This window comes from Streptococcus sp. HMSC078D09 (assembly GCF_001813675.1).
In the GTDB taxonomy this organism is placed as follows: domain Bacteria; phylum Bacillota; class Bacilli; order Lactobacillales; family Streptococcaceae; genus Streptococcus.
Genome location: NZ_KV813662.1, coordinates 134,647 through 159,551 on the forward strand (window position 1 = coordinate 134,647; position 24,905 = coordinate 159,551).

The 24,905-nt window shown below is 41.8% G+C and carries 23 protein-coding genes and 1 pseudogene; 19 read left to right on the forward strand and 5 right to left on the reverse strand.

What is annotated here, in order from left to right; genetic code table 11:
• The first annotated feature begins 56 nt into the window (after window positions 1-56).
• Both nth and HMPREF2926_RS03545 read left to right on the forward strand, forming a co-directional pair.
• Window positions 57-680, forward strand: coding sequence for an endonuclease III (gene nth / locus HMPREF2926_RS03540; protein WP_003006251.1), 624 nt, complete (start codon window positions 57-59; stop codon window positions 678-680).
• Between the two features lie 266 nt (window positions 681-946).
• Window positions 947-2,914, forward strand: a complete 1,968-nt coding sequence (locus HMPREF2926_RS03545) for a peptide ABC transporter substrate-binding protein (protein WP_070586489.1) — start codon at window positions 947-949, stop codon at window positions 2,912-2,914.
• A 205-nt stretch (window positions 2,915-3,119) separates the two neighbouring features.
• On the opposite strand, the pseudogene HMPREF2926_RS10590 reads toward HMPREF2926_RS03545, so the two are convergent.
• Window positions 3,120-3,212 (reverse strand): annotated as a pseudogene (locus HMPREF2926_RS10590) (VOC family protein); the annotation flags it as partial.
• A gap of 100 nt (window positions 3,213-3,312) precedes the next feature.
• Between HMPREF2926_RS10590 and HMPREF2926_RS03550 the strand changes: the two are divergent.
• Window positions 3,313-3,966 (forward strand): hypothetical protein, encoded by a 654-nt coding sequence (locus HMPREF2926_RS03550; protein ID WP_049491623.1) that lies wholly within the window; start codon window positions 3,313-3,315, stop codon window positions 3,964-3,966.
• Between the two features lie 84 nt (window positions 3,967-4,050).
• Here the strand turns inward: HMPREF2926_RS03550 and HMPREF2926_RS03555 are convergent, their stop codons facing one another.
• Window positions 4,051-4,437: a bleomycin resistance protein gene (locus HMPREF2926_RS03555; protein ID WP_070586491.1), complete on the reverse strand. Its 387-nt coding sequence runs from the start codon at window positions 4,435-4,437 to the stop codon at window positions 4,051-4,053.
• A gap of 11 nt (window positions 4,438-4,448) precedes the next feature.
• Complete coding sequence (locus HMPREF2926_RS03560; protein WP_045759219.1) at window positions 4,449-5,276, reverse strand: exodeoxyribonuclease III; 828 nt, start codon at window positions 5,274-5,276, stop codon at window positions 4,449-4,451.
• 135 nt (window positions 5,277-5,411) lie between these two features.
• On the opposite strand from HMPREF2926_RS03560, the gene HMPREF2926_RS03565 reads away from it, so the two are divergent.
• The 16 genes from HMPREF2926_RS03565 (at window position 5,412) to HMPREF2926_RS03640 (ending at window position 23,810) form a co-directional block, all read left to right on the forward strand.
• Window positions 5,412-5,864: a DUF3290 family protein gene (locus HMPREF2926_RS03565; RefSeq protein ID WP_070586492.1), complete on the forward strand. Its 453-nt coding sequence runs from the start codon at window positions 5,412-5,414 to the stop codon at window positions 5,862-5,864.
• Window positions 5,861-6,493 carry a DUF421 domain-containing protein gene (locus tag HMPREF2926_RS03570; RefSeq protein WP_003006271.1) on the forward strand — a complete coding sequence of 211 codons (633 nt, stop codon included), beginning with the start codon at window positions 5,861-5,863 and terminating at the stop codon, window positions 6,491-6,493. The genes HMPREF2926_RS03565 and HMPREF2926_RS03570 overlap by 4 nt, the downstream gene beginning before the upstream one ends.
• A gap of 421 nt (window positions 6,494-6,914) precedes the next feature.
• Window positions 6,915-8,966 carry a penicillin-binding protein PBP2B gene (gene pbp2b, locus HMPREF2926_RS03575; RefSeq protein WP_070586494.1) on the forward strand — a complete coding sequence of 684 codons (2,052 nt, stop codon included), beginning with the start codon at window positions 6,915-6,917 and terminating at the stop codon, window positions 8,964-8,966.
• A 10-nt stretch (window positions 8,967-8,976) separates the two neighbouring features.
• On the forward strand, window positions 8,977-9,573 hold the full coding sequence (gene recR / locus HMPREF2926_RS03580) for a recombination mediator RecR (protein ID WP_070586496.1): 597 nt from the start codon (window positions 8,977-8,979) through the stop codon (window positions 9,571-9,573).
• A gap of 76 nt (window positions 9,574-9,649) precedes the next feature.
• Complete coding sequence (locus HMPREF2926_RS03585; RefSeq protein ID WP_070586498.1) at window positions 9,650-10,696, forward strand: D-alanine--D-alanine ligase; 1,047 nt, start codon at window positions 9,650-9,652, stop codon at window positions 10,694-10,696.
• 273 nt (window positions 10,697-10,969) lie between these two features.
• The gene (gene murF, locus HMPREF2926_RS03590; RefSeq protein WP_070586500.1) at window positions 10,970-12,340 is read left to right on the forward strand and encodes a UDP-N-acetylmuramoyl-tripeptide--D-alanyl-D-alanine ligase; all 1,371 of its coding nucleotides are present in this window, start codon (window positions 10,970-10,972) and stop codon (window positions 12,338-12,340) included.
• On the forward strand, window positions 12,330-12,941 hold the full coding sequence (locus HMPREF2926_RS03595) for an NUDIX hydrolase (protein WP_070586503.1): 612 nt from the start codon (window positions 12,330-12,332) through the stop codon (window positions 12,939-12,941). The genes murF and HMPREF2926_RS03595 overlap by 11 nt, the downstream gene beginning before the upstream one ends.
• A gap of 30 nt (window positions 12,942-12,971) precedes the next feature.
• Entirely contained in the window at window positions 12,972-13,673 is a 702-nt protein-coding gene (locus tag HMPREF2926_RS03600; protein ID WP_070586505.1) for a YwaF family protein, read from the forward strand.
• 25 nt (window positions 13,674-13,698) lie between these two features.
• Entirely contained in the window at window positions 13,699-14,385 is a 687-nt protein-coding gene (locus HMPREF2926_RS03605) for a YwaF family protein (RefSeq protein WP_070586507.1), read from the forward strand.
• A gap of 13 nt (window positions 14,386-14,398) precedes the next feature.
• Window positions 14,399-15,079: a YwaF family protein gene (locus tag HMPREF2926_RS03610; protein ID WP_070586509.1), complete on the forward strand. Its 681-nt coding sequence runs from the start codon at window positions 14,399-14,401 to the stop codon at window positions 15,077-15,079.
• Between the two features lie 58 nt (window positions 15,080-15,137).
• On the forward strand, window positions 15,138-17,063 hold the full coding sequence (locus tag HMPREF2926_RS03615; protein ID WP_070586511.1) for a DUF2207 domain-containing protein: 1,926 nt from the start codon (window positions 15,138-15,140) through the stop codon (window positions 17,061-17,063).
• Window positions 17,064-17,248: 185 nt separating this feature from the next.
• Window positions 17,249-18,796, forward strand: a complete 1,548-nt coding sequence (locus tag HMPREF2926_RS03620; RefSeq protein ID WP_003012237.1) for a peptide chain release factor 3 — start codon at window positions 17,249-17,251, stop codon at window positions 18,794-18,796.
• A 78-nt stretch (window positions 18,797-18,874) separates the two neighbouring features.
• Window positions 18,875-19,255 carry a PH domain-containing protein gene (locus HMPREF2926_RS03625; protein WP_003015210.1) on the forward strand — a complete coding sequence of 127 codons (381 nt, stop codon included), beginning with the start codon at window positions 18,875-18,877 and terminating at the stop codon, window positions 19,253-19,255.
• Window positions 19,256-19,297: 42 nt separating this feature from the next.
• Window positions 19,298-20,206 (forward strand): magnesium transporter CorA family protein, encoded by a 909-nt coding sequence (locus tag HMPREF2926_RS03630; RefSeq protein ID WP_003015198.1) that lies wholly within the window; start codon window positions 19,298-19,300, stop codon window positions 20,204-20,206.
• Between the two features lie 787 nt (window positions 20,207-20,993).
• Window positions 20,994-22,565 (forward strand): degradosome RNA helicase CshA, encoded by a 1,572-nt coding sequence (locus HMPREF2926_RS03635; protein ID WP_070586513.1) that lies wholly within the window; start codon window positions 20,994-20,996, stop codon window positions 22,563-22,565.
• A 351-nt stretch (window positions 22,566-22,916) separates the two neighbouring features.
• Window positions 22,917-23,810 (forward strand): aldose 1-epimerase family protein, encoded by an 894-nt coding sequence (locus HMPREF2926_RS03640; RefSeq protein ID WP_070586515.1) that lies wholly within the window; start codon window positions 22,917-22,919, stop codon window positions 23,808-23,810.
• A 16-nt stretch (window positions 23,811-23,826) separates the two neighbouring features.
• Here the strand turns inward: HMPREF2926_RS03640 and HMPREF2926_RS03645 are convergent, their stop codons facing one another.
• Both HMPREF2926_RS03645 and HMPREF2926_RS03650 read right to left on the reverse strand, forming a co-directional pair.
• Entirely contained in the window at window positions 23,827-24,090 is a 264-nt protein-coding gene (locus HMPREF2926_RS03645; RefSeq protein ID WP_004219743.1) for a GIY-YIG nuclease family protein, read from the reverse strand.
• Complete coding sequence (locus HMPREF2926_RS03650) at window positions 24,080-24,826, reverse strand: tRNA1(Val) (adenine(37)-N6)-methyltransferase (protein WP_049474290.1); 747 nt, start codon at window positions 24,824-24,826, stop codon at window positions 24,080-24,082. Before HMPREF2926_RS03650 ends, HMPREF2926_RS03645 begins: the two co-directional genes overlap by 11 nt.
• Window positions 24,827-24,905 lie beyond the last annotated feature (79 nt).

Below are 24,905 nucleotides of genomic sequence, written 5' to 3' on the forward strand. Positions count from 1 at the left end.
CCAGAAATAGGGAACTTTCATGCTATAATAAAGACTAGTAATGTAAAGGAGAGAATATGGTTTTATCAAAGAAACGGGCACGTCATGTGATTGAAGAAATTATCGCCCTCTTTCCAGATGCTAAACCGAGTCTGGATTTTCGTAATCATTTTGAATTATTAGTGGCAGTCATGCTCTCTGCTCAGACGACTGATGCGGCTGTTAATAAAGCGACACCAGGTTTGTTTGCGGCTTTTCCAACCCCACAAGCCATGGCAGCAGCCAGTGAAGCTGATATCGCCAAGCATATTTCTAAATTAGGCCTCTATCGAAATAAGGCCAAATTTCTCAAAAAATGTGCCCAGCAATTGCTAGATAACTTTGATGGTCAAGTGCCTCAGACTCGTGAAGAGTTAGAAAGTCTAGCAGGAGTAGGACGCAAGACAGCCAATGTGGTCATGAGTGTAGGCTTTGGGATTCCAGCTTTTGCTGTCGATACCCATGTGGAGCGGATCTGCAAGCACCATGATATTGTCAAGAAATCAGCGACGCCATTGGAAGTTGAAAAGCGGGTCATGGATGTTCTGCCAAAGAGCGAATGGCTAGCTGCCCATCAAGCCATGATTTATTTTGGGCGGGCTATCTGCCATCCTAAAAATCCTGAATGTGACCAGTACCCACAACTCTATCATTTTGATTAGGAATCAGTTCCTCTGCTCGAAAGTGCAGAGGTTCTTTTTTGTGATGAAACGTATATTTATTAAAAGGATTGAAAGGTGATATCTTTGTTGGATCTGGTGGTAGGTGCCTAGACTCCCCTATCCGGCTTCTTTGAGGTCGATTTCAAGATGCTTTTTCTTTATATCTTATTATATTCATTCAGAAAAAACGAACTTTTTTAAAATAAATTTGGTTTTTTTTAAGAAATAGTGTATAATGGTAGAAAATCTAACATAAGGAGATAGTGATGAAAGCAAAAAAACTGTTAGCTCTTGCAGGAGTTTCTGTTGCAGGTGCCTTTTTCTTAGCAGCGTGTGGCGGTGGTAGTAGCAATCAAGCAACCTACTCATTCGTCTATTCAGCAGATCCAAATACCTTGGATTACATCGCTGCAACTCGTACAACAACTTCAGATGTCACAAGTAACCTTGTAGATGGTCTTCTTGAAAACGACCGATACGGAAACTTTGTGCCAAGTCTAGCAGAAGATTGGACTGTCTCTGAAGATGGATTAACCTATACTTACAAACTTCGTAAGGATGCCAAATGGTATACGAGTGAAGGAGAAGAATATGGTGCTGTAACGGCTCAAGACTTTGTTACAGGGATCAAACACGCGGTTGAGTCTAAATCAGAAGGTCTCTTCTTGATTCAAAATTCGATCAAAGGTTTGGATGCCTACGTAAAAGGGGAAACCAAAGACTTTAACACAGTTGGAGTCAAAGCCTTAGATGACCACACCATCCAATATACTTTGGTTCGTCCAGAAAGCTTCTGGAACTCAAAAACAACCTCAGGTGTTCTTTTCCCAGTTAATGCGGATTTCTTGAAATCTCAAGGAAAAGATTTTGGTTCGTTGAAACCTAGCAGCATCTTATACAATGGTCCATATTACTTGAAATCTTTGACTTCGAAATCTGAGATTGAATTGGTCAAGAACAAAGACTATTACGATGCGAAAAATGTTCATATCGATCATGTCAAATTGACCTTTAACGATGGATCAAACCCAGATTCTATCATTAAAAACTTTGAAAAAGGTCAATATTCCTTTGCATCTGTTATGCCAAACAGTTCGACGTATAAGAGCGTTAAGAAAAACTTTGGCGACAACATTGTCTATGGTTTGCAATTAGGAACATCCTACTATCTTGGATTCAACTTGGACCGTCAAAAGTATGACCACACTGCCAAAACAACGGATGAACAAAAAGCTTCTACCAAGAAAGCAATTCTGAACAAGGACTTCCGTCAAGCGGTGAACTTTGGTTTCGACCGCAAATCATATGCGGCACAAGTATCTGGATCTGATGCGGCTGAAAATACCCTTCGTAGTACCTTGGTGCCACCAACTTATGTCCAAGTCAATGGAGAAGATTTTGGTAAGGTCGTTGAAAAACAATTGGTTACCTATGGGGATCAATGGAAGGGTGTGAGCCTGGACGATGGTCAAACTAGCCTTTACAACCCAGAAAAAGCCAAGGCTTCATTTGCGAAAGCCAAAGCTGAATTGCAAAAACAAGGCGTTCAATTCCCAATTCATTTGGACTACATTGTCAGCCAAGTGGACAACAGCATGGTCCAACAAGCTAGCTCCTTCAAACAATCTGTAGAGTCAGCGCTTGGTGCAGACAATGTCGTTGTGGACCTTCAAAAGGTATCGGATGATGATTTCCAAAATATCACCTACTTCAGCGATACAGCAGCTGCGAGAGATTACGACATCTCAGGCGGTGGTTGGGCTCCTGACTACCAAGACCCATCGACTTACCTCGAAAGTATCAGCCCAGTAAATGGTTCTGTCTTCTACTATCTTGGTATTGATGCAGGTTCAAACAACCCAGCCATTGCAACAGTTGGGTTGGATCAATACGCTAACATGTTGAAAGACGCCGATGCTGAATTGTTGGATCAAGCAAAACGCTATGAAAAATATGCAGCAGCGCAAGCATGGTTGACAGATAGCTCGATTACGCTTCCAACTGTTTCAAATGGTGGTGCTCCAATGCTTCAACGGACCGTACCATACAGCCGTGCTGCTTCATGGGTTGGTACAAAAGGAACAGGAACCTTCTACAAATACCTTGAAATGTCCAAAGATGTTGTCACAACAAAAGACTTTAACAAGGCCAAAGAAGAATGGTTGAAGAAAAAAGCAGAATCCAATAAAAAAGCTCAAGAAGATCTCAAAGATCACATCGAAAAGAAAAAATAAATCAATCATTGTTCCATCAATGAGGATAAAAAAAGTCGGAACCTTCATGTGAGGGTTCCGGTTTTTTAGGTATCGAATGTTAGTCCATCTCGTTCTTTTAGATGAAAGATAGATCAACCACTGCATCTTGCTCGGCAATCCAAAAACAGTTAAGAGGCTAGGACTTTTGGCCCAGCCTCTTAACTATAGACGGGTGATCATCATTCTATTCACTAAATCTTAAAAAATAGCCATCTGGATCTAAAACTGCAAATTCATGAGGATAGATATAATGGTCGCCAACAAGAAATTCTCTTTTGTTGTACCCTATGCTTTTTAGCGAAAACGTTTCCTATTTAAATAAACTCTAAAAAATGATAAAATATTTGTAAGTCAACCACTTAAGGAGGTTAAGCATTGTGAAAAACAAAATCTTATTAGGTTCTATGACGCTCCTATCTGCATTTATACTAGCAGCATGCGGAAATAGAGAAAAGAAAACAAACGAAACTACAGCAGCACCAACAACTGAAGTCACTAAAGAAACTACGGATGCACCAACGACAACAACTCAAACAACAACTCCTGGGTCTTCTTCTGGGGCAAAAGAAATATCCCTTGCAGATACTCAACGTATCGGAAATGAAAAATTTGGTTATATCAATATCCCTAAAGATTGGGTCGTACGCACTACTCGAAGTAGCAAAGCGCTCGAATATTTATCACCAGACAAAAACAATGCGTTAATAATGGATTCAAACACTAAAGATACTGTTAAACTTGGCCCCAACGAAACCTTTGACGCAGAGTTACTTGCGAACCGTTTATATAGCTCATTCGGAAAACACAAAAATCGAACTAGTATAGAAGGTGTAAAAGCTATATTTGCCGGTGGGGACGCTTTCTTAATAAAAGTAACAGTTAAAGATGGGAGTACTTTATACGTATGGGTATTCCAAAAAGGAGATAAAGTATACACAATCATAATCCAAGGTTCAGAAGATATGATTAAATCCTTAAGACCTGTTCTCGAGCAATCTTGGGGCCTAGATCCGAATACTCCGGGGAAATAATCCTTAAAAAACTAAAAGAGACTAATCAATGTGATTAGTCTCTTTCTTTTTTTGTTTCTTTTTCTACTCTAGTGATCTATTTTCTTATTCACTAAATCTTAAAAAATAGCCATCTGGATCTAAAACTGCAAATTCATGAGGATAGATATAATGGTCGTCAACACGAAATTTTCTTTTAATTAATGGGCGATGAATAGGATAGTTGGCTTCTAACAATTTCTGATAGAGCCTAGGGACATCCTCTATACCAAAGGAGATGTTAATTCCTTGGCCAAATGGGTAGGTTAGTTCAGCTAATTCTTCAACTGTCCCCTCCTCTAGCATGAGCTGGCAATCTTCAAGAGACAGGAAGAGAAATTTTTCTTCTGGGCGCTCGTATTCGATGGTGAAACCGAGCAAATCACAGTAGAAGGAACGGGACTGTTCTATATTCGAAACCATAAACTCGGGAATTACTGCATTGTAGTTCATAAAGAAAATCCTTATAATTCAATTTCCAAGACAATCGGTGTGTGGTCTTGGCGTGCGCCTGAGTCAATCATGTCTGATTTAGTAACCTTATCTGCAATGCGGTTTGAGGTTAACCAATAGTCGATTCTCCAGCCTGTATTGTTGATTTTTGAAGTCTTGCTGCGTTGTGCCCACCAAGTGTAACGCTCCGGTACATCTCCGTGGAGGTGGCGGAAGGTATCTGTAAAGCCTGCTGCTAAAAGGTTGGTAAAGCCTGCACGTTCTTCGTCTGTGAAACCTGGTGAACGACGGTTGCTGGCAGGGTTGGCAAGGTCGATTTCCTTGTGGGCCACGTTGTAGTCTCCAGTAGCAAGGACAGGTTTTTCTTTGTCTAAGTCAGCCAAATATTCAGCATATTTGACATCCCATACTTGGCGTTCTGCTAGGCGTTTGAGGCCATCACCGGCATTAGGAGTATAGACTTGTGTTACAAAGAAGCCATCAAATTCCAGAGTAATGATCCGGCCTTCCAAGTCCATGGTCGAAGGAGCACCGATCTCTGGGAAAGTCACAATAGGGGAGAGCTCTTTTTTGTAGAGGAACATAGTCCCAGCGTAGCCTTTACGAGCCGGCTCTTGAGAAGAACGCCAGGTGTTTTCATATTGCGGAAAGAGTTCCTCAAGAATTTCGAGGTGTTTTTTAGTAGGTCCTTTGGCGGATAACTTGGTTTCTTGAATGGCAATGATATCTGCATCCTCAGCGACCAAGGTTTGAAGGACTTCTTGAGAGAGTTTAGCACGTGCTGAATCGCTGGTCAATGCAGCATTAAGCGAGTCGATATTCCATGAAATGAGTTTCATTGTGTTTCCTTTTCTTGACATAATTGATAGTTTTATTATAACAAAATTTTAATAATTTTCTGATCACAATGCCTTGAAAGCTCTTGTGAAATCTATTATAATAGATTGAATTCATTTGGGGAAAGGGAGTTCTTTATGAAATTTTACTCTTATAACTATGTGTTGGGTCAGATCAGCCAGCAAAACTGGGTGACCATTGGGATCTCTGGTTTGCTCATTCTACTGACTGGTTTTTTTGCGGTGAAAGCCTATCGGGTTAAGCACGATAGCAAATTCCGTGAATTATCCATTATCTCGATTTTGACTCTGGTTGCAGTGGTCTTGATCGGCATCAGCAGTTTCCAAAATAGCCAAAGTAATAATGACCAATTTCAACGTTCTCTGCATTTTATTGAGGTCATCTCAAAGGAGTTGGATGTCAAAAAAGAAGACGTCTATGTCAATACTTCAGCAGCCACAGATGGGGCGATCCTGAAGGTTGGAGAGGTTTATTACCGAGCTATCGCAGGATCTGACCCAGATAGCTACCTATTAGAAAAGATGGATCTGTATAAAACAGACGTGGAACTTGTGGAGGTGAACAAATGATAGTAAATTTTTTAAACATCTTGATTAAATTAGCTTTGGGCTTGATTTCCTTGGTATTTGTCATCAATGTGACCGGGAAAGGAAACTTAGCACCAAATTCTGCAGTAGACCAGATACAGAACTTTGTTCTTGGGGGCATTATTGGTGGGGTCATCTACAATAGCTCCATTACCATTCTTCAATACATTGTGATTCTCTTAATGTGGACTATTTTGATCTTGCTCTTAAAATGGCTCAATACCAATGTTCGTTTTATGAAGCACTTGATTGATGGAAAACCAACTGTCATCATTAAAAATGGGAAACTGGATCCGGAAGCGTGTCGTTCCAAAGGACTTTCTGCTTCAGATGTTGCTTTGAAACTACGTGGACAAGGGATTTTTCAATTAAAAGATGTGAAGCGCGCTGTTATTGAACAAAATGGTCAATTGATCGTTGTCCGTGCGGGGGATGAGAATCCTAAATACCCAATCATTATGGATGGTGTGGTTCAGCTTGAAATTTTGGAAACAATTGGGAAAAGTGAAGAGTGGTTGCTAGCTGAATTGGAAAAAGAAGGCTATGACAACGTTTTGGATATTTTCATTGCTGAGTATGACAAAGGAAAAATCAATGTTGTGACTTATTAGAAAAAAAGATTGGGCGAGCATGTCCAATCTCAAATTGAAGACAAAATAGTCTTAAAAACTTTCCTTAGGTGAGTACGGACGTCAGCGAACTTCTACGAAGTTCCATGACTTAGTTTTGAACCTAAAGTTTCAAAACTCCCGAGTTCCTGAAACAATTGTGTTTCAGGAACTTTTCTCACGGCGGAAAGTTTCGACATATGCTTGAATAAGCTTAAAAATTAAAAATCAATATTTTTTCAACCACCTCACATAAGGTTGTACATGTAAAAAAGTTTGTGTTAATTTCAAGATTGGGCGAGCAGGTCCAATCTTTTTTCTTCATAAAATTCCAGGAAAGGTCCCTTCCTTTTCTTGAGATACTCTTGGAAAAATAGTAAAATGGAAGGTAAGTGTTGATTAGAAAAGAAGGATAGAACATTTCATGAAGAAGAAAATACGGAAGTTTGAGAATCATTCGATAACACGCAGACTCTATCTGCTGTTTAGTTTGATTTGCCTTCTTTTTTTGGTTCTGATTGCCCGACTTGGCTATATGCAGATCTCTCACCAAGCCTACTATACGGATAAATTGGCAAAAGCTACCAAAAAGACGGTCAAACAAGGGAGTGTGCGAGGGCAAATCTATGATGCTTCTGGTAAGCCCTTGGTGGAAAATGTGGGAAAACAAGTCTTGACCTTTACGCGGGATCGTAAAATGACGGCCCAAGAAATGCGAGAGACAGCTGGAAAACTCTTGCAGTATGTCGATGTAGAAAATCCTCAAGTGACCGAACGGCAAGAAGTGGATTACTATCTAGCCAATACCAAAGTCTACCAAGAGGTCGTAGAGCACCTGCCTGAGAAAAAGAAATTTGATACTGATGGCAATCGTCTACCAGAAGCTAAAATCTATCAAGCGGCAGTGGACAGCATTGACCCTTCAAAACTCGGTTACACAGATGATGAGAAAAAGATTATCTATCTTTATAGCCAAATGAATGCTGTGGAAAATTTTGCGACGGGGATTATTTCGACGCAAGCACTAGGAGCTGAGCAGATTGCGACCATCGCGGCTGACAGTCAGGACCTTCCTGGAATTGCGATCACGACCAGCTGGGACCGCAAGGTTTTGGATACTCCTTTAGCTTCTATCATCGGAACGGTTTCGACTGAGCAGGCAGGACTTCCAGCAGAAGAAGTCGAGGAATATGTCAAAAAAGGTTATGCCCTCAATGACCGGGTTGGAACATCTTATCTCGAAAAGGAATACGAAAACGTCCTTCAAGGAAAACGCAGTGAAAAAGAAATTCTCCTGGATAAAAATGGCAACATGGATAAAGTGGTAGACATTTCAAAAGGAGCTAAGGGAGAAAACCTCAAGCTCTCGATTGACTTAGATTTCCAAAAAGGGGTGGAAGATATTCTCCGCTCTGCCTTTAGCGCAGAGTTGCAAGCTGGAAATGCGACCTACTCCGAAGGTGTCTATGCTGTAGCCCTTGAGCCTGATACAGGGAAAGTCCTTGCCATGGCAGGGATCAAACACCAGGCTGGTAGTCAAGATTTATCAACCGATGCTTTGGGAACAGTCACCAATGTTTTCGTCCCAGGATCGGTCGTTAAAGGAGCAACCTTGACTTCAGGATGGGAAAATGGTGCCATTTCCGGCAATCAGGTACTGACCGATCAGCCCATTGTTTTTGCAGGATCAGCTCCTATCAATTCTTGGTTTACCCAATACGGCAGTCGCTCCATCAATGCAGTAGAAGCTTTGGAATATTCTTCTAATACCTACATGGTCCAGATTGCTCTTAAGATGATGGGGCAACCCTACACTCCCAATATGACCTTACAAGTGGATCAGGTGGACCCTGCTATGAAAAAATTGCGTTCTACTTTTGCAGAGTATGGTCTTGGAACATCAACGGGGATTGACCTTCCCAATGAATCGACTGGTTTTATTCCAAAAGACTACACAGTCGGCAATTATTTGACCAATGCCTTTGGCCAGTTTGACAACTATACACCGATGCAATTGGCCCAGTATGCGGCAACCGTTGCAAATGATGGGAAGAGGGTGAGTCCTCATGTCGTCGAAGGCATCTATGACAATAATGATCAAGGGGGCCTTGGTCAGTTGAAAAAAGCGATCGAAACCAAGGAGCTCAATCAGGTCCATATCTCAGCGGAGGACATGGCCTTGATCAAGCAAGGGTTCTATCAGGTTGCGAATGGTACGAGTGGGTTGACGACAGGGAAAACTGTTGGTCAAGGTGCCAGTGTCTCCATTAGTGCCAAGACAGGTACGGCCGAAACCACAGTCGATGGAGGCAAACAAGCCATTAATACCAATGTGGTGGCTTATGCACCGTCAAACAATCCAAAGATTGCAGTAGCAGTGGTTTTTCCACATAATACCAATCTACAAGCGACGGTCAGTCATTCCATTACGCGCGACATTATTAATTTATACAATCAGAAACACCCCATGAATTAGAGAGGAAACTATGCTTTATCCAGCACCTATTGCAAAATTAATTGACAGCTATTCGAAGTTGCCAGGAATTGGGATCAAAACAGCGACTCGTCTGGCTTTTTACACCATTGGTATGTCAGATGATGATGTGAATGAATTTGCCAAAAACTTACTGAATGCCAAGCGTGAGCTAGGGTATTGCAGTATTTGTGGCAATTTAACCGATGAAGAAACCTGCGAGATTTGTCGAGATGAAACGCGGGATCCATCCCTCATACTTGTTGTAGAAGATAGCCGGGATGTATCTGCTATGGAAAATATCCAGGAATACCATGGCCGTTACCATGTCTTGCATGGCTTGATCTCGCCCATGAATGGCGTGGGACCCGATGATATCAATCTCAAGAGTTTGATTAGTCGCTTGATGGATGGAACAGTCACAGAGGTCATTGTTGCGACCAATGCGACAGCAGACGGGGAAGCAACATCTATGTATATCTCGCGCATGCTCAAGCCAGCAGGGATCAAAGTGACACGTTTGGCACGTGGTCTGGCAGTTGGAGCCGATATCGAGTATGCGGACGAAGTGACCTTGCTTCGCGCGATTGAAAATCGGACAGAATTATAAGAGAAGTTCTTTCGAAAGGGCTATCATTGTGGTATACTATCAAGTAAGAAATCAAGGGAACAATTAGGGAGAAACTATGAGTAAACAAGACTTAATCCTGTTGTATGGTGGACGTAGTGCAGAACGTGAAGTATCTGTTCTTTCAGCAGAAAGCGTGATGCGCGCGATTGATTACCAAGCATTTTCGGTTCAAACCTACTTTATTACGCAGTCAGGAGACTTCATCCAGACGCAAGCTTTTGAAGAGAAACCAGCGGATGATGAGAAATTGATGACCAATGAGACAGTGGACTGGTCTAAAAAAGTGGCACCATCTGCGATTTACAAGGAAGGAGCAGTAGTCTTTCCAGTTCTTCATGGACCAATGGGAGAAGATGGTTCCATTCAAGGCTTCTTAGAAGTCTTGAAGATGCCTTATGTCGGCTGTGGTATCCTGGCTTCTAGTGTGGCCATGGACAAGATTACCACCAAACGGGTTTTGGAATCTGCAGGGATTCCACAAGTTCCTTATGTAGCTGTAGTGGAAGGCGATGACATTGATGAGAAAATTGCTGCAATTGAAGCCACTCTCTCTTATCCTGTCTTTACCAAACCATCCAATATGGGTTCTAGCGTAGGAATTTCAAAATCTGAAAACCAAACAGAGCTTCGGGCTGCTCTCGAATTGGCCTTCAAGTACGATAGCCGTGTCTTGGTAGAACAAGGAGTCAATGCGCGTGAGATCGAAGTTGGACTTCTTGGAAACTATGATGTGAAGAGCACCTTGCCAGGTGAAGTTGTGAAAGATGTGGCCTTCTATGATTATGATGCCAAATACATCGACAATAAAATTACCATGGCTATTCCGGCTCAATTGGACCCTGAGGTTGTGAAAATCATGAGGACCAACGCAGAAAAAGCCTTTCGTGCGATCGGTGGTCTAGGTTTAGCGCGTTGTGATTTCTTCTATACCGATAAAGGAGAGATCTTCTTAAACGAACTCAATACTATGCCTGGATTTACCCAATGGTCTATGTATCCTCTGCTTTGGGACAATATGGGACTCAACTATACAGATTTGATCACCAAGTTAGTAGAGCTTGGAAAAGAAGTCTTCCAAAAACACGAAGCGCATTTGTTGTAAGAAAAGAGAGAGTGGGACAGAAATCGGTAATTCGTTAGAATTCGATTTCGTCGTCCCACCTCCGCACAGTTGAGTAGGGCTGTAAAAGCTGATGAAATCAGCGTAGTAGAGCCCACTCAACCACTGGTCTTGCTCGACAATCCTAAAACAATCAAGAGGCTAGGACTTCTGTCCCAGCCACTTTTTTTGTGGTCTAGAATATGGTATAATGAGAAGAATTTGATAGGAGCGTCCAAATTTTTGAAGACGCTACGGAGAACTGAGGAGTTGGATATGAATCTCACATTACATGAAGTTGCTCATCTAGTACATGCAAAAAATGATATCAGCCAATTTGAAGATGTGGCCCTCGTCAAGCCGGAATTTGACAGTCGTTTGATTGGGCCTGGAGACCTGTTTGTTCCTTTAAAGGGAGCGCGTGATGGTCATGACTTTATTGAGACTGCTTTTGAAAATGGAGCCGTAGCCACTTTTTCAGAGAAAGTGATCGAAGGCCACCCTTATATTTTGGTGGAAGATGTGCTGAGCGCTTTTCAAACACTAGCTGCAGCCTATCTTCAAAAGACAAAAGTAGATGTTTTTGCAGTAACGGGGTCAAATGGTAAAACCACCACAAAAGATATGTTGGCACAGCTTTTGTCCACCACCTACCTGACCTATAAAACACAAGGAAACTATAATAACGAAATTGGTCTTCCTTATACGGTTTTGCATATGCCAGAAGGGACAGACAAACTGGTCCTTGAAATGGGGCAAGACCATCTAGGAGATATCCATCTCTTGTCAGAACTGGCGCATCCAAAAGCTGCTATTGTCACCTTGATTGGGGAAGCCCATTTGGAATTCTTTAAAGATCGAAGTGAGATCGCAAAAGGAAAACTCCAGATTGCGGATGGCATGCCAGAAGGTGGTCTTCTGGTAGTTCCAGCTGATCCGATCGTCGATGCCTACCTTCCTGAAAATCAAACAGTCGTTCGCTTTGGTCCAGACGAGGAGATTTTTATTACCGAGTTAATCGAGCGAAAGGATAGCTTAACTTTCCGAGCGAATTTCTTAGAAGAAGCGATTGATCTTCCGGTAACAGGAAAATACAATGCGACCAATGCTATGATCGCAGCTTATGTTGCTTTGAAAGAAGGAGTGAGTGAGGCTGCGATTCGTGATAGTTTTGAAACCTTGCAATTAACGCGCAACCGGACAGAATGGAAGAAGGCCAGTAACGGAGCGGATATCCTATCCGATGTCTACAATGCCAATCCAACGGCTATGCGCCTAATCTTAGAAACTTTCTCGACTATTCCTGCTAATCCAAATGGTCGAAAATTAGCTGTCCTGGCAGATATGAAAGAACTAGGGGAGCAATCTATTGATCTACACAACCAAATGATTCTCAGCCTCTCGCCAGATGTCTTGGATACGGTTATTTTCTACGGCCAAGACATTGCGGGATTGGCTCAATTAGCGAGTCAGATGTTCCCACTCGGACATGTCTATTATTTCAAGAAGACAGCTGAGGAAGATCAGTTTGAGGACATGGTCAAACAAGTCAAGGAAAGCTTGAAAGAGCAAGACCAAATCCTTATCAAGGGAAGCAATTCCATGAATCTAGCCAAATTAGTAGAGGAATTGGAGAATGGTAAGTAATAATGTACTGAAGGACATTCAGCGCTTGATTTCAATCACCAATACAGGCTTAGCCTTCTCAAAAGATCCATTTGATCAAGAGCGCTACCAGGATATTCGTGAAATTTTACAGGATCTTGTGAGAGAAACGACTGATCTGAATTCACAAGAATTATCGGATTTGTTTCGACCGACAAACTATTATGACACCCCCTTAATTGATGTTAGGGCTTGGATTGTCAAAGATGACAAACTTTGTTTAGTGAAAGGTCAGGGAGAAGAGACCTGGGCTTTGCCGGGTGGTTTTGGTGAGGTTGGCTATTCTCCTAAAGAAAATATTTTAAAGGAAATCCAAGAAGAAACGGGCTATTTAGCACGTATCAATCGCTTGTTGGCAGTATTTGATACCAATCGCTACCAATTGCAAAGCCGCCAATATGTGAAATTGGTATTTGAATGTGAATTGCTGGATGGAAGTTTTCAACAGAATCAGGAAATTTCCGATCTTGCATTTTTTGAGAGAGAGAAAATGCCTGCTCTTTCTACCAAGCGCAATACAGAAGAACAATTGAATTTCCTTTGGGAGGTTTATGATGGGAAACGAGATTTGTATTGTGATTAAAAACGATTTATAAATTAAAGGGAAATAAAAATGACACTTTGGGATTTATTGTTTACGAACCAAAAATCAGCCCCGCCTGAGTTTGGGCTCTGGTATTTTTTCCTACCAGTTTCCTTGTTGGTGGTTGGCTACTTTTCCATCAAATATGCGCAGTCCAAAAGCTACCAACGCTTTTGGTACTGGGCACAATTGATTCAAGTCTTGACCATCAATGCTTGGTATATTCTAGCCCACATGCCTTTGACGGATAATTTACCATTTTATCATTGTCGCTTGGCCATGCTTGCGATCCTCTTTGCACCTAGAGGAACCTATATCAAGCAATACTTTGCCTTATTGGGAGTTTTAGGATCCATTGCGGCCTTGGTTTATCCGGCCTTTGACCCCTTCCCCTTCCCCCATATCACCGTGCTCAATCTGATTTTTAGTCACTGGGCCTTGCTTGCTAATAGTTTGATTTACCTACAGGATCATTATCAATCTGAAAAACAAGACAACTTGAGAATTTTCAAGATCACTTTTGGCATGAATGCCTTGATTTTCTTAGTCAACCTTTTGACGAAAGGAGATTATGGCTTCTTACGGCGTCCACCAATCATTGGGGACCACGGTGCTCTCTTAAACTACCTCTTGGTTAGCTTTGTGATGGTAGCTGGAATTTTCTTAGTCAACCAACGTTATAAGTACAAATACAAGATGGTTGAAGAGAGTATCGTTTCGCGTTCAGAATAAAAAGAGCAGATAAGGGAAAGAAATCATGACACTTTGGGATTTATTTTTCACCAGTCAACCAACGGCTCCTCCTCAATTGGGGGCTTGGTATTTCTTGCTACCGACCTCATTGGTAGTGGTGGGCCTTCTGTCTATTCGATTGGCCTCTTCCAAAGGCTATCAAAACTTTTGGTATTGGGGGCAGTTGATCCAGTTGCTGATTATCAATGCTTGGTATATTGCAGCACACTTGCCTTTTTCAGAGAGCCTGCCCTTCTACCATAGCCGGATGGCCATGTGGATTATCCTTTTGGCCCCCAAGGGCAGCTTCAAACAATATTTTGCCCTCGTGGGAGTCTTTGGTTCCATTATGGCCTTGCTTCATCCTGTTTTTTATCCCTACCCTTTTCCTCACGTTTCCTCGATCAACAATGTCTTTGGTCACTGGGCTCTCCTGGCCAACTGTTTGATCTATCTGGTTCAATCCTACCAGGTGGAAGAAGGGGCTGTTTGGAAAATCTGTCAGATGACGTTTGGGGTCAATGCCATTATTCAGCTTGCGAATCTCGCAACAGGCGGAAACTACGGTTTTATGCGTCGTCCTCCTGTCATAGGTGACCATGGCCTTGTTCTCAACTATTTGATCGTGACAGTTCTCATGACGGGGACACTGATTCTTATCAATACGATCGTTCAGTACAGTAAGAAAAGAAGAATACCTAAATCTGTTTAAATAAGGAGATTTTATGCATCATTTTTTCACTACAGAATCAACAGCACCACCAGCAATCTCAGCACTTTGGTATAGTGTGATGGTCTTGTTCGTTGTGACAGCGATTATGATGTCACTTCGCTATTATCAGAATGAGCAATTTCGCAAATGCTTTCAATACTTACAAGGCTTCCAGTTAATTTGCTTGTATCTTTGGTATTTTGCCTACCACATTCCTTGGTCCAATAGCTTACCATTTTATCATTGCCGCTTGGCTATGTTTGCGGTCTTGTTTTTACCAGACCGCTGGAAAAGCAAACAGTTCTTTGCCTTGATGGGAGTGAGTGGAGCCATCTTTGCTTTGGGCTATCCAGTCTTTGATCCCTATACTTTCCCTCATATTACGAGTTTTTCTTTCCTCCTCGGACATTACTGTCTCCTCATCAATTCCTTGATTTATCTCTTGAGATGCTATGATCGAAACCTCTTAAAAAATAGTCAGATTGTTCTCTATACCTTTGCCTTAGATTTATTCCTGGTTGGAGTCAATCAATTGACAGGAGGAAATTATGGCTTGATGGCCCGCCCTCCGATTATGAGAGGGGATAAGGTGTGGCTCAATTATCTGGTTGTATCCAGTATTTTAGCCCTTGCTTTATTACTCTTTAATCAGTTCTTCAGTCGCAGAAGTGAGCGGGTGAAAGTGAGAAAATAACAAGTAGGAAGGTTGGGACATCTCGGTCTCAACCCTGTTTTATATTAAAGGAGAATATATGAAGCGTTTCTTGCTAATGATTTCCCTCATTTGGAGTTTGGTTTGTACAATCACGATCGCACATGCAGATGATGAAGTTCGCTATTCGATTGAATCCTATGTAGGACACCTCCAATTGCAGGAAGATAGCCAAGCAACATTTACACAAGAGATTACCTATCAGTTTCAGACAGGCTATCATGGTCAATATGTGACTCTAGGAAGCGCAGATCCTCTTCCAAAAGGGTTTAAGATTCATCGTCATCCTGAGGTGGAAGCCTATGTGGATGGGGAAAAACGTGAGATTCGTGTAGAGGAGACAGACCTGGAAGATGGTCGTCAATTAAAAATATACAATGCCCGTATCGTCGGAGGGACGGTCAAGATCAAAGTAAAATGGAAGATTGATCATCTCTTGACTTTCTACAAGGATATTGCAGAACTGAATTGGTTTCCTATTTCAGATGGAGATGAGAAAGTCGCGAAATTAGATTTTTATGTGGATGGCTTGGATGCCAAGCAGGGAAAACTGTATGCCCATACTGGTTACTTTAATCCACCAGCCCAAGTTGAACGGACTGCAACTGGTTATCATATTTGGACAAAGGATTTTCCAAAAAATGGCAAGCTCGAACTGCATGGCTATTGGCCAATGACAGAGGCCCTGCGTCGAAACCAAGCAAATGAGATTAACAAGGGAAATGGAAAAGAGAAATTTCTCAAAAAAGAAAAATCCATTGAACAAAAAACGTTCCTTTATCGGACCCTTCTACTCAAGGTTGTTCCAATTGTATCGATTCTTTTATTTATCCTAGCTTTCATTCCCTGGATCCGGTATTTTATCAGTACCAGAACTCGTCGAATTGCAAAAGGAGTACGATTATACGAACCACCACAGAATTTACCTCCTCTTGTCCTAGCTAAGGCACTGTATCAACTTGATTTTGAACGGATGGTGATGTCTAGAGAGAAGGGGCAACTAAAATTTAATCATCTCATCCAGGCAACCATGTTAGATCTTATTGATCGAGGAAATCTTCGGTTGACTAGGGATGAAAATGGGGAAACCTTGACCTGTCTCCATTATGAAGGCTTGGCTGATTTTGAATTGAAGTTTATTGAAATGATCTTTGATCAAGAATCTCAAATCAATATCAGTGAAGTATTTTCAAAGTATAAAATTGATAAAGTAGCCCTAAAAAAAGACTTTCGAGCTGCTAAATCAGACACGCAACGAGACCGTATTCGAAAGATCGGAAATGAAGTTCAATCCCTTTTAAAAAAGGATGCCCAGCAATTGTCAAAAGGTGTAGAAAAGGAAATTGCAAAATTAGGATTGCCCTCTTATTTTAGAGACTTAACTGAAAAAGAAGAAGCTTTTTCAAAAACAGGTTGCGCCCTACATTTCTGGCTCTTACTGATCTTATTTGTGAGCATGTGTTTCTTATCTCTCGGATTTGGATCACACCTATCTTCCTTCTATTTTTGGATCATTTTTCTTTTGGTTTTGTTCTTAATTCCATTTTATATTCTTGTGAAAATTCGCGAAGAACATCTCCAATCCTTAGAGAACTTGGATGCACAATTTGAATGGATGGCCTTTCGAAATATGATCGAAAGTATTCCAAATTTCAACCAAGCGGAACTGGAGAGTGTTGTTCTATGGAATCGTATCCTAGTCTATGCAACTATGTATGGTCAAGCTAAAAAAGTGAGTCAGGTACTCAAAAATCATCAGATTTCCTTACCATATGAGGATTGGGATGCTGTTGTTTGGATAACGACCTCTTCAAATTCCTTCCTAGACGGCTCTACCTTAATGAGTTATGCAGATGATTCCTATAGCGTTTCAAGCTTCTCTACTAACTCCTCAGATGGCAGTGGCGGCTTTGACGGCGGTGGCTTTTCTGATGGTGGCGGTGGCGGAGGATTTGGAGCCTTCTAACAGTCATGATAAGAAGACTAGAATCGACGGATTTTAGTCTTTCTTTTTGCTCTCAAAGAAGAATCATCGTTGAAAAAAGTGCCTATTTTCGCTATAATAGGACAGATAGAGAAATTGAGGAGAAATCCGATGTAGAGATGAATTTGTAAATTTATCAAAAAATAAGAAGAGAAAGAATTAGGAATATGAACGTACAAGAAGAAATCAAAAAACGCCGTACCTTTGCCATCATCTCCCACCCGGATGCTGGTAAAACGACGATTACTGAGCAATTGCTTTACTTTGGAGGAGAGATTCGGGAAGCCGGTACTGTCAAAGGGAAGAAAACAGGAAACTTCGCTAAATCCGACTGGATGGATATCGAGAAGCAACGTGGGATTTCGGTAACCTCATCTGTCATGCAGTTTGACTACGATGGCAAACGGGTTAATATCCTAGATACCCCAGGGCACGAGGACTTCTCAGAAGATACTTACCGGACCTTGATGGCGGTGGATGCGGCGGTTATGGTCGTAGACTCTGCCAAGGGTATCGAGGCCCAAACCAAGAAATTATTTGAAGTTGTCAAACACCGTGGCATTCCAGTCTTCACCTTTATGAACAAGCTGGACCGTGATGGACGTGAGCCACTGGACCTCCTGCAAGAATTGGAAGAAGTCTTGGGAATCGCAAGTTACCCAATGAACTGGCCGATCGGGATGGGGAAAGCCTTTGAGGGGCTTTACGACCTCTATAATCAACGCTTGGAACTCTACAAAGGGGATGAACGCTTTGCGAGTCTTGAAGATGGAGACAAGCTCTTTGCTAACAATCCATTCTATGAACAAGTGAAAGACGATATCGAACTTTTGCAAGAAGCTGGAAATGAATTCTCAGAAGAAGCCATCCTTGCGGGTGAATTAACACCAGTCTTCTTCGGATCCGCTTTGACCAACTTTGGAGTACAGACTTTCTTGGAGACTTTCCTCAAGTTTGCTCCAGAACCACATGGCCACAAGAAGACCGATGGAGAAATGGTCGATCCTTATGACAAGGATTTCTCAGGCTTTGTCTTTAAAATCCAAGCAAACATGGATCCTCGTCACCGTGACCGGATTGCCTTTGTGCGGATCGTATCGGGTGAATTTGAGCGTGGGATGAGTGTCAACTTGCCTCGTACTGGTAAGGGCGCTAAGCTATCAAATGTCACCCAGTTTATGGCCGAAAGCCGTGAGAATGTCAGCAATGCCGTAGCAGGAGACATCATCGGGGTCTACGATACAGGGACTTATCAGGTTGGAGATACGCTGACAGTTGGTAAAAACAAGTTCGAATTTGAACCACTGCCAACCTTTACGCCTGAAATTTTCATGAAGGTATCTGCCAAGAACGTCATGAAGCAAAAATCCTTCCACAAAGGGATTGAGCAATTGGTGCAAGAAGGAGCCATCCAGCTTTATACCAACTACCAAACAGGTGAATACATGTTGGGTGCTGTCGGGCAACTTCAGTTTGAAGTCTTTAAACACCGGATGGAAAATGAATACAATGCCGAAGTGGTCATGAGCCCAATGGGTAAAAAGACTGTTCGCTGGATCAAACCAGAAGACTTAGATGAGCGCATGTCTTCAAGCCGAAATATCTTGGCCAAGGATCGCTTTGACCAGCCAGTCTTCCTCTTTGAAAATGACTTTGCCCTCCGTTGGTTTGCGGACAAGTATCCTGACGTTGAGTTGGAAGAAAAGATGGGATAAGGAACGTTTTCAAAACCGATCCATAACAATAGAATAAGAAGACGAAATCTACCCGTTTTCGCTTATAAAGGAGAAACTATGGGATTACTAAGTGGTTTGATGGGCAATGCCTCTCAAAAGAATGTTGATAAAGTAGAAAGAGATCTGGAAGATATCTTGGTGCCGGGAGAGCAAGTCACACTTGCTTTTAGCTTGATTCGTGATTTAATCGTCTTTACAGAGTTTCGTTTGATCTTGGTGGATAAGCAAGGAGTAACAGGAAAGAAAACTTCCTACAAATCCCTTCCTTATCGCTCCATCTCTCGATTTTCAGTAGAAACTTCCGGTCATTTTGATTTGGATGCTGAATTAAAAATCTGGGTCTCTTCTGCAGTTGAGCCTTCAGAAGTGTTACAATTCAAGAGTGACAACAGCGTCATTGAAATCCAGCAAGCATTAGCCAGTGCGGTCTTTAAATAAAAGAAATCGATTTGATAAAGAACAGTTGAGAAAGGAGACGGAATGTTTATCGATAAACAATTGGGTCAAGATCGGAAATGGATCAATATCGACTCGGATATGATTGCTGAAAATTCATATCTTTATAAAAAATACGAGATTGACAAAGAAACCATTGAGTACGCGATGGATAGGAACGAACGTGCCCATATGGATTACAATCGAGAAAACGGTACGATCACCTTTATCTACAATGTATTGGATTTAGAAAAGGACAAGGAATACTACGAAACCATTCCTATGACCTTTATCGTTCAAGATACGCGACTCGTCACCATCAGTAACCAAGACAATGCCTATATCATTGAACAAATGGTTCGCTATTTGGAAAGCCATGAGGAACTATCGATCTATAAACTGCTTTTTGCAGGTCTTGAAATGATCAGTAATGCTTATTATCCGATTATTGATCGCTTAGATAAGCACAAGGATGAACTCAATCGCTTGCTTCGAAAAACTACAACGACCAAGAATCTCTATGCCCTGTCTGACCTTGAGACCGGTATGGTTTATCTAGTTGCAGCAGCCAAGCAAAATCGGATGTTGCTAGAGCATATTAAAGCGCACGCCATCTATCGAAGGATGGATGATGTTGAAAAAGAGCAGTTTGATGATGCCATGATCGAAGCGCGTCAGTTGGTTTCAATGACTGAGTTGATTTCCAACGTCTTGCAGCAGTTGTCTGGATCATACAATAATATCCTAAACAATAACCTGAATGACAACCTGACCACCCTAACCATCTTTGAAGCCTTGTTGGCTGTTTTAGCCGTGATCACAGGTTTCTTCGGTATGAACATCCCTCTTCCATTGACACAAGATCCCAATGCATGGATTTATGTGTCGGTATGTAGCTTTATTTTATGGCTCCTTTTGGCAAAAGTGATGCGGTGGATTGTTAAAAAAAGATAAAAAAAGAGGCTTGGAGAAATCCGAGCCTCTTCGTATCTAAATAATCTGAGAAATAGGAACCATCTAGACACCTGCCCTCCTCTCCAAAGAAGGGGCAGTGTGAATAGTTCATTGACTGTACAAAATCTTCTTGGAAATAGTAGGAGTAGATTTAATAGTACTGAGTGGTTTCTAAAAAAATTAGAACGTAGAATAAATCGTTGAATCAGATAAAATGATCCTATTTCTTTATACAGAAATATTTTAGATACTAACTGTATTATACATATTTATTTGTAAAAACGCAAGAACTACCAAAAAAAGTTTTTCCGAAGTTTTTATACTCCTATGATGAAGTATATGAAATGGTTACAAGAAGAAAACCAGTCCTGGCAAGGTTTAGGGGCGTTTTTATAATCTTAAGCTATCTAAGATTTTTTCCTAAAAAATAAAATTAGTCTCCTGTGACTATCATTTACCTCTTCATTGTGTTATACTAGATAAGTTGCAAACTTGTATGAGAGAAATGCTGGGGAGATGGAACAATTAGAAAAGGAATGTTGGTCAATCTCCCACAAGGAGGATCTTGGTGTCTTTTCGTTTGGAAAACGACTTTAATCAACTATATCCGCTAGTGCGAAAACATTTTTCGCAGAAGGGAATTCCATAAAAAAACGATTGGGTTTTTCTTTAGATGAGTCTTGCGACAGGTAACCGGGAAGGAGACTTCCTATGCAATCAGTGCGTTTTCGCATTGAAAGAAGTGTGATAAAGTGGCTTCGCACCACTTTTTAGAAAGAAGAAAGAATTGAAATTCAACGAATTTAACTTATCTGCTGAATTATTAGCAGAAATCGAAAAAGCTGGCTTTGTAGAAGCAAGCCCCATCCAAGAACAAACCATTCCTTTGGCCCTTGAAGGAAAAGATGTCATTGGTCAAGCGCAAACAGGGACCGGTAAAACGGCTGCTTTTGGTCTTCCAACTTTGGAGAAGATTGATGTCGATAACACAGTAATCCAAGCCCTTGTTATTGCTCCGACGCGTGAGTTGGCGGTTCAAAGTCAGGAAGAACTCTTCCGCTTTGGACGCAGTAAGGGTGTCAAAGTTCGCTCTGTCTATGGTGGATCAAGCATTGAAAAGCAAATTAAAGCTTTGAAGTCAGGTGCTCACATCGTTGTGGGAACACCTGGACGTTTGCTAGATTTGATCAAGCGCAAGGCCTTGAAACTCGATCATATTGAAACCTTGATCCTGGATGAAGCAGATGAAATGCTCAATATGGGCTTCTTGGAAGATATCGAAGCCATCATTAGCCGTGTTCCGGAAACACGCCAAACCTTGCTCTTTTCAGCAACGATGCCAGAAGCCATCAAACGCATTGGTGTTCAGTTTATGAAAGAACCCGAACACGTTAAGATCGCAGCCAAAGAATTGACCACCGACTTGGTCGATCAATACTATATTCGTGTCAAAGAAGGCGAAAAGTTTGATACCATGACTCGATTGATGGATGTCGAGCAACCGGAGCTTGCCATTGTCTTTGGTCGGACTAAACGCCGGGTCGATGAATTGACGCGTGGCTTGAAGATCCGTGGTTTCCGAGCAGAAGGGATTCACGGAGATTTGGATCAAAACAAACGTCTCCGTGTCCTTCGTGACTTTAAAAATGGGAACTTGGACGTCTTGGTGGCAACGGACGTTGCGGCACGTGGTTTGGACATTTCAGGTGTGACCCATGTCTACAACTACGATATTCCACAAGATCCAGAAAGCTATGTTCACCGGATCGGACGGACAGGTCGTGCTGGGAAAACAGGGCAATCCATTACCTTTGTTTCGCCAAATGAAATGGGCTATTTGCAAATCATTGAGAACTTGACTAAAAAGCGGATGAAGGGAATGAAACCTGCAACAGCAGCAGAAGCCTTCCAAGCGAAAAAACAAGTAGCGCTGAAGAAAATTGAGCGAGACTTTGAGGATGAAAAAATCCGAACGAACTTTGAGAAGTTTGGTAAGGATGCTCGCAAATTGGCTGCAGAATTCACTCCTGAAGAATTGGCTATGTATATCTTGAGCTTGACCGTTCAAGATCCAGATAGTCTTCCAGAAGTTGAAATTGCGCGTGAAAAACCATTGCCATTTAAACCATCCGGTGGTGGCTTTGGTGGAAAAGGCAAAGGTGGCCGTGGAAATGGCCGTCGTGGAGACCAACGCCGTGATCGGAATCGCAGAGATGACCGTGAAGGTGGACGACGTGATTTCAAACGCAAGTCCAATAAAAACAGCCGGGACTTTGAAGGCAAAGGCAACAAACGTCCTCATCGTACGTCAAGTGAAAAGAAAAATGGATTTGTCATCCGCAATAAAGGGGATAAATAAGTCCTAAGAACGGTCTAGCAATAGGCCGTCTTTTTAATGAAAATCAAAAATACAAGGGTTAACTAGCTGTTAACCCTTGTATATTTATAAGGAGACCTAAATGATAACTGACTCTTTTAGAAAAAATGTATCATGATAAGGAGCATCCAAAAAAGTCAGACAACAGAAAGAATGAATTCCTAAAACGGAATATTTCTGTTAACATATTAAGTCTACAATTATTTCCAAGCCTTGTCAAGGATTTTTTCTTATTTTTTTAAAATTTTTGACTAGAAAAATAAAAATTGACAATCTCTTCTAAAAGGTTATAATGAATATAATAACTATACTAATTATAAAGAGGTGTCGCCCATGGTGATTGCATTAAAAAATGATGATCTAGAAGTACAATTTAAGACATTTGGAGGGGAATTGAGCTCCATTCGAAGTAAAGAAGGCATAGAATATCTTTGGCAAGGGGATCCAGAGTATTGGTCAGGACAAGCGCCAGTTCTGTTTCCAATTTGCGGGAGCGTTCGTAATGGCCAAGTGCAGTATCATCTAAAAGATGGAGTGAAGACAGGCCAGCTTCCAAGACACGGCCTCATTCGCAAGAGAGAGTTTGAACTCAAAGAACAAACAGACAATCGCCTTGTCTTTGAAATCAGCTCTAACGACGAAAGCTTACAAAATTATCCCTACCATTTTCGAGTGGAAATCGCTTATGAATTGAAAGGGAAAGAAATCACCATCACCTATCGCTTGCAAAATCTAGAGTCAGATCAAGTCATGCCTTATTTCATTGGAGGGCATCCAGCCTTTCGTTGTCCCCTTTTAGCAGATGAAGACTATGAAGACTACGAGTTGATTTTTGAAAAAGAAGAAAGCTGTAGCGTTCCTCTCTTGTTCACAGAAACCGGTTTGGTTGATCGCCTGCAGCGGACACCATTTTTAGACCATAGTCGTAGCTTACCTTTGCGCCATGAACTGTTTGAAAAAGATGCCATTATTTTAGATCAATTAGCGTCCAAATCTGTGCAGCTCCTCTCGAAAAAATCTGGTAAAGGTTTGGAATTTGATTTTGCAGATTTTGAAAATCTGGTCCTTTGGTCTACAAATAACAAGGGGCCCTTCATTGCCTTAGAGCCTTGGACGGGTATTTCCACATCTGCAGAAGAGGGCGATTTCTTCGAAGATAAAAAAGGGGTGATCCAGTTGGCTCCTCAAGAGACACGGAGTCACCAGTACCGTATCACCATTTTGTAAATGAAAAACCGTTGGACTATGGAGTCCGACGGTTCTTTTTGATATAGTTTAGCTTTGCTTGGCGTGATTTCTTTTTAAAGAGAGCCTCGGCAGACATAGCAGAGGGTTTATCTGGATAGGATTCTTGGTAAAGAAGTTTAACGGGGAGGCGAGCCCGTGTGTATTTGGCGCCTTTTCCAGCATTGTGCGTCTTCAAGCGTTTTTCGACATCAGTGGTGTAGCCAGTGTAGAGGGAGCCATCCGCACACTCTAGGACATACATGTAAGCCTTAGTTTCCATAGTAGATCTCATGAATCTCGTCTGTATAGCTGCCGTCTTCATTGTGAATAAAGAGGGGAGGTAGAATTTTTAAACCATCCAGTGAGCCATCCTTGATCGCCTCAATCAATAACATATTCGCCTCTTTGGTCATTTTGGGATAGACAAACTGGATCCGCTTGGGTGCAAGATTGTAACGCTTCATAGTTTCGATGATATCTAAAAAGCGATCTGGACGATGGACCATCGCTAAGCGACCATTTGATTTGAGAACCCGCTGGGCCACATGGCAAATCTCATCTAAGTTGGTGGTAATTTCATGCCGAGCTAAGAGGTAGTGTTCACTCTCATTGAGATTGGAATGCTCATCCACCTTGAAATAAGGAGGATTGCAGAGGATAATATCCACCTTACTGCCCTTGATATGTTGGGGTAAATGCTTGAGGTCATCGGTGATCATGGACATTTGCTGGTTCAAGTCATTGAGGGCAATGGAGCGGGTAGCCATATCCGCTAGACGTTCCTGAATTTCGACACCAATGATCTGAGCCTCTGTCCGAGTGCTTGCAAAGAGTCCCACAGCCCCATTTCCAGCGCAGAGATCTACGATCAAGCCTCGCTTGGGCAATTTTGGAAAGCGCGAGAGGAGGACGCTATCCACGGAGTAACTAAAGACTTCCCGATTTTGTATAATTTTCACATCACTTGAAAAGAGTTGATTGACGCGCTCGCCGTCTTTTAATTCGATATCTGTCATGGCTCTATTATAGCATGAAAAGAGGCTTGGGGAAAGATCGATAAAACATAAAAAGAGGCTGGAACAAAAGTCCTAGCCT